Origin of the sequence: Microcoleus sp. AR_TQ3_B6 (genome assembly GCF_036702785.1) — a bacterium.
GTDB lineage: Bacteria > Cyanobacteriota > Cyanobacteriia > Cyanobacteriales > Microcoleaceae > Microcoleus.
Map to the genome: position 1 here is coordinate 2326 of NZ_JAUBVJ010000049.1, position 6340 is coordinate 8665.

Consider the following 6340-nt stretch of genomic DNA (forward strand, 5'->3'; position numbering starts at 1 on the left):
TCTCCGTTGGAGTATCAATCAGTGGTGTGGGTGCCTCAGTCTCCGTTGGAGTATCAATCAGTGGTGTGGGTGCCTCAGTCTCCGTTGGAGTATCAATCAGTGGTGTGGGTGCCTCACTCTTGGTTGGAGTCTTAGGTGGTGTTGGTGGCTCACTCTTGGTTGGATCCTCAGTCTCGATCGCAGTCTGACTATCGGTTTGAGGGTTAGTCTCGATCGCAGTCTGACTATCGGTTTGGGGCTTAGTCTCGATCGCAGTCTGACTATCGGTTTGAGGCTTAGTCTCGATCGCAGTCTGACTATCGGTTTGAGGCTTAGTCTCGATCGCAGTCTGACTATCGCTTTGAGGCTTAGTCTCGATCGCAGTTTGACTATCGCTTTGGGGCTTAGTCTCGATCGCAGTCTGACTATCGGTTTGAGGCTTAGTCTCGATCGCAGTCTGACTATCGCTTTGAGGCTTAGTCTCGATCGCAGTTTGACTATCGCTTTGAGGCTTAGTCTCGATCGCAGTCTGACTATCGCTTTGAGGCTTAGTCTCGATCGCAGTCTGACTATCGCTTTGGGGGTCAGTCTCGATCGCAGCTTGACTATCGCTTTGGGGGTCAGTCTCGATCGCAGCTTGACTATCGCTTTGAGGGTCAGTCTCGATCGCAGCCTGACTATCGCTTGGAGAGTCAGTCGGGACGAGAGTAGCTCCCAATGCAAAAGAGTCGCTGATGTCTGTGGCACTTCCGTTATTATTAGGAAGTAGAGCGCGACTCGAACCCGGCAAGAGGGCACCAGCACGCATCCTAAGTGCCGGACTTCCCGGTATCGGGAGCCTGACAAACATGCCGTTGATGTATTGCAAAGGGCCTAGTAACGGGTCTGCGATCGTAATATTTGCCGTCGCATTATTATCGGTAGACCAATTCGGCGTCTCTTTATTGGGAAATTGAATATTGTTTCCCCCATCGGTTAGCTCCCATGAGGTTTGCTGCCTAGCTCTATAAGGATTATTTGCCGTATTCCTATCAAAAATCGAACTTGTGATAGTAATTGGCGCGTTCTCAGGAATTTTAAAAACACCAATAGCTCCACCATAATCCCCTGCATTATTATTAGAAAAAGTGGAATTAACGATGTTAGTCGAAAAGGAATCTGTTCTATGGATAAGCATTCCTCCACCAGTATTACGAGCCGTGTTGCCGAAAAATGTAGTGTTTGAAATGTTGACATTTCCATCGTTTGCCGCCCACATACCGCCGCCGTGAGTAGTGGCTGAGTTGTTGGCAAAGAAGCAGTTTCTCACTGTCAAATCGGCATTGGCCTGGTGGACGCCGCCTCCCTGACCCTCTTGGGCAATAGCTCTATTGTTCATAAAGTAGCTATTTTCCAACAACATTTTATCTGAACCATAGCCAAATAAATATGCCGCTCCTCCTGCTCCTGCGATATTGCCATCAAAAAGGCTATTGCGGATGATAACATTTCCGCCAACAGGCCCAGGGAATCCGCCCGGGCCGGAACCATTAGCACCATCGACGTAAACTCCCCCGCCAACGTCTGTTGTTGCCACGTTGCGGATGAATTTAGAGTTGTCGATCGTCAGGCTGCCCAACAGGTTATTAACTGCACCGCCGTAGGTGCCTTTGTTGTCGGTAAATTCGCTATCTCTGATAGTCAGAGAACTACCGCTTTTAGTTGCGATCGCGCCGCCACCGCGTTCGGTATTGCTAGCCAAAGAACCATCATTGCCGCTAAACTTGCTGTTAATTATAGTTGTCGTGCTGCGGAAACCCGTGTGAATGCCGCCACCGAAACCGGCAACATTATTCTTGACTTGGCAATTTTCTAAAGTTAAAGTGCTGTTACCTCCCGTTTGAATGCCACCACCAGCGGTAGTTGCCTCATTATTTGGGTCATTACCAAAAACTCGGCCGTTGGCAATAATCAGGTTTTTTAGAGTAACATTGGTTGAACCTTGAGTGGAGATCACTCGCGAACTATTGTTGCCGCTGATGGTTAATTGTCCAGCATTACCTGCCTCAATAGTCAAGTTTTTGTTAATGACAAGTTGACCGGAAGTGAGAGTAATTGTTCTAGTGGCAAGACTGGCTGCAAACTTAATGGTATCGCCGTTCGCAGCAGAGGCGATCGCATCTCTCAAGGAACCGGCCCCGCGATCGTTAGTGTTGGTAACCGTAATAGTCCTTAAAGTCCCTTGGTAATCCGCCATTGCTTCTGGAGTTAAGGCTAGGGGTGCTTCAATAACCCCTTTGGCATACTCCAAATACCAGTTACCACTGCTGCCAGTGAGATCTGTAGATGCTGCAATATCAGCCCCGGTTAAATCGCCCAGGCGATCGACAAAATCGATCCCCGAACCCGCAGCAACATCGCAACCGTAAAGTACAATATCTGCTGTGTCGCTCAGAGCATTTCGCCACCCTTGCAACTGGCTTTCATATTCCGGCAAATTATCCGAATTCAACGTCGCAGAACCAAGCTGCAAGCTGCCAGAAGTGCCGTGAGAAAAAATGTGAACTTGATCTACAGTTCCTCCAGCAGCAGCAATTGTTTGCAGTTTTGCAGTAATTTGCTCGACTCCGTTGCCATTTTTATCTAAAATGATGATTTCTGCACCGGGAAGCACGCCTCCCGCAAGAGTTTGATAGTCATCTAAGTCGGGGTCAATGAAGACAAGAGATTTAGAAAGAGGATTGGGGAGAACAGATTGTGGAGCGTTAGTGGTCAAAGTTGAGTTCATTTCGCATACCAATGAGAAAGTTTACTATTTGCTGGTAACTTCACCTTAAAAGCAGAAGGCACCAGATGCAGAAGGCAGCAGGCAGGATTAAAACCTCAATGATAAATCTGGGAAATAAAAATTTTTGGTAAATTTTTATTTTTATCCCTGAATAATGACAGATGCAGAAGGCAGCAGGCAGGATTAAAACCTCAATGATAAATCTGGGAAATAAAAATTTTTGGTAAATTTTTATTTTTATCCCTGAATAATGACATCCGAGGCTTGTATCCACAATCACGTTTTGCTGTCTAAAGATAAGGATTGCGAGTTTTCTAGCCGTTAACCGCAGAGGATGTAATGTAAATAGTCCAGGCCGCAGAACCTCTATAGGCGGGTTAGCCATGCGGATCTTACAGATATAAGTAGCACATTCAACCATTTTTGTTCCTCAGTCATGGTAAATCCAAAAAAGATATCTGCGGTTGCGAATTCCTGAGAATTACTCTAGCTATTACATCATACATTCGCCTTACCAAAGGTTAGGTAATCCGGATCACAGTTTGGTGCTTTATTAATCAGAACTTACCCGCTGCTCCCCATGTTCCGTGGAGATCTATGGCCCAGGATCTATAGGTGTCCCCAATTTGAGAGTACGGCTGTGGTAGTAATGTAAATTGAGATTTTCTTGAGATTGTTGGGTGGGAAAGTGTCAGACAATTGTAGTCATGCAAATGGAAAAAATTCCCAACCCCCATTCCCCACCCGCCTTCCTTGTGCGTCCAGGGTTGCTATCGAGAGGATGGCAAAGTACGCAAGCGCACCCTAGCTAACCTCTCTAACTTGGGGGATGATACCATGGAAAGGCTGAGAGTTTTGCTAATATGGCGATACCGCTATTTCTAACTTAGAATCCGCTTTTGAGATGCCACATTTCCTACCTCACGGTCACGTCGCCTCCATGTTACGCACACTCAAAAATATCAACCCGAATCACTAATTGCCGATCGAGCAAGTCGCCAACGAGAGTTAGTCACCGCGATGCGGGGTGACTCGAATTACCCACCCCGCTTCCAAACCGAGCTACGGCTCGCGGACTATCCACACATACAGTCAGTAGCACACTCTCAGCACTCTTAAAAGTTCAAGATGCACACTCTCACGAGCTTTATGAAGCAATGGATGCCTTGAGTGAACGACAACAGGAAATCGAACAAAGTTTAGGCGCCAAATACCTGTGTAAAGGTAGCTTAATTCTCACCAGATGTGATTTCCACTTATTTTGAGGAACCTGTCCCCCTAGCCCAATACTGCTATTGGCGGGACAAGGAAAAAGGGAAATTACAAATCATCTTCGGATTACTCTGTAATGCGGCTGCGTGGACGTGAGCGGTAGAAGTCTTTGAAGGTAAGAGCAACGATGCTAAAACTTTAAGCTATGTACTGGAAACAGTCCGGGATCGGTTTGGGATTAAACGGCCAGTCTTGGTGGACGTCAGAGGTGTACTTACTTCGCCGCCAATAGAAGAAGAGTTGAAGGCTATAGAAGGTTTAGACGCTCATTACCGCGTTAAGAGCACCGCAAATCCGAGAGTTTGTCGAACACTCTTGTGATAAAACTGTCGCTGCTCTCTTGCAAGCGATTTCGCTTCTCTCCAGTCACCGGATTATTCAGGAGATGAGTGACAAGCGCCATAGTGAGAAAATTGAAGCAGAAAAGCATTTAGATGAAATGTATGTGATTCGTACTTCTGTGTGCCGAGGTATTAGATGACTCTAAAACGGTGAAACCCTATAAAAGTTTGTCTCTAATCGAGCAGGCATTTCGCTGTTATAAAACTCTCGATTTGAAGGTGAGTCCGATTTATCAACGCCCCAGCCCTACCGGGTACGATCGCACGTGTTTTGATGTTTGTTGGCTCATTACGTGGAATGACATAGGGGGAGCGAGATTAGCACCGTTGCTGTTTGAGGATGAGGAGTGGTTAGATACCGGGCGAGTCTGGTTCGGTGATTGTCCCGGTTAAATCTGAGACTCCGCCAAAACGGAAAGCTGCAAGGAAACCCACTTCTGAACGTTTTCCCCTTCAAAGTTTTCGGACGTTGCTGAGGAATTTGGCGACGATGACTAAAAATCGAGTGCTGCCTAAATTAGGAGGTGTTTCGGTTAGTTTTGATAAGCTGACTGCGGCGACTTCTTTGCAGCAGAGAGCCTTCGATTTACTGGGGGTTTCACTGACATCTTCCGTCATGTATCAGGCGAGGGTTCTCATCCCGATTCCCCCACAGGTGGGAGTTTGCTTGGAGGTTTAAGATCGCGCCCGGGAAGTTCCGGTTAATTTAACTTGTTTTCCAAATCGCAAAAAGTTCCGAAAAATCCTAACTTTAGTTGTTGAGAAAGCTTGCTTTCGTCGGGCGGTGCTGATGGCGCACCTTACCCGAGGCAGCAACATCGGGTAAGGTGCGCCATCAGCACCCTACCCGAGGCAGTTAGATTGTTACCTCAGTGAAATCGCTAGCTGTGAGAATACCGGGCGTAACACCCTTAAGCTTCGCTAACAATTCATTCGTGTCCGTCAGGGTAATCAAAGTTTCATTGTTGCTCGAACTAATACTAAGTCGATCGAAACTCAAACCGGAAGTTAACCCAATTAAGTCCTCGCCTTTGCGGAAATCCATAATAATGTCGCTACCGAAACTTGGATTTAGGACAAATAAATCACTTCCCTCTGAGCCGGTCACAATATCGTCCCCAGCACCGCCGTTGAGGAAATCGTCCCCAGCACCGCCGTTGAGGATATCATTACCATTACCACCGTCAAGCTTATCGTTTCCATCGCCGCCTAAGAGCACATCGTTTCCATCGCCGCCTAAGAGCACATCGTTTCCATCGCCGCCATCGAGACTGTCGTTTTCTTGGCCGCCGTCAAGCGTGTCATCTCCAAATAAGCCTAAAATCTGGTCTGCACCTTCATTGCCAAAGGCAATATCGTTGCCGTCTCCAGCATTAATTGTGTCATTTCCTAAGTTGCCTAAAAGGTAGTCGTCGCCATCTTCACCGAGCAAGATATCGTCATCTTGGCCGCCAAAAATGCTGTCGTTGCCACCGCCGCCGGCAACAATATCATTGGCCTTATCTCCCGTCAAAAAGTCGGATCCATCTCCGCCAACAACAGTGTCATTATCTTTGCCGCCAAAAATGCTGTCGTTGCCCGCGTCGCCTTGGAGGAAATCGCTGCCTTGATTGCCGCAGAGCAAGTCGCTATCTGCACCGCCTCGGATCGTGTCATCGCCCCCCATACCGTAAATACTACCGTTGCCGACACTTCCGTTAATCAAGTCGTCCATGTCGCCGCCCACGCTGAAATTTGCCTCGTTACTGCCGTTGAGAGTTTGTTCGACGGGTTTGGGCGTGATGGTAGCAGAGTCGAGATCCGGGAGGTTGAGGTCATCCAACAGGGAACTATCCCACGCCAGAGTCTCCGGTGGTGCCTCAATCGGTGCTGGTTTCTCAGTATCCGTTGGAGCCTCAATCGTTACTACTGGCTTAGTCTCCGTTGGTGGGTAAATCGGTACTGGTGGCTGAGTATCCTTTGCAGTCTCAATCGGTGCTGG

At 47.7% G+C, this 6340-nt stretch carries 4 protein-coding genes; 2 read left to right on the plus strand and 2 right to left on the minus strand.

What is annotated here, in order from left to right; all coding sequences use genetic code 11:
* The coding region (locus QUB56_RS21865; protein WP_332958064.1) for a DUF4347 domain-containing protein at positions 1-2746 on the minus strand (2746 nt) is incomplete at its 3' end.
* A 1763-nt stretch (positions 2747-4509) separates the two neighbouring features.
* On the opposite strand from QUB56_RS21865, the gene QUB56_RS21870 reads away from it, so the two are divergent.
* Entirely contained in the window at positions 4510-4752 is a 243-nt protein-coding gene (locus tag QUB56_RS21870) for a hypothetical protein (protein ID WP_332958065.1), read from the plus strand.
* A gap of 97 nt (positions 4753-4849) precedes the next feature.
* The gene (locus tag QUB56_RS21875; RefSeq protein WP_332958066.1) at positions 4850-5038 is read left to right on the plus strand and encodes a hypothetical protein; all 189 of its coding nucleotides are present in this window, start codon (positions 4850-4852) and stop codon (positions 5036-5038) included.
* Between the two features lie 177 nt (positions 5039-5215).
* Here QUB56_RS21875 and QUB56_RS21880 read toward each other — a convergent pair.
* On the minus strand, positions 5216-6340 hold a 1125-nt coding region (locus QUB56_RS21880; protein WP_332958067.1), incomplete at its 5' end, for a calcium-binding protein.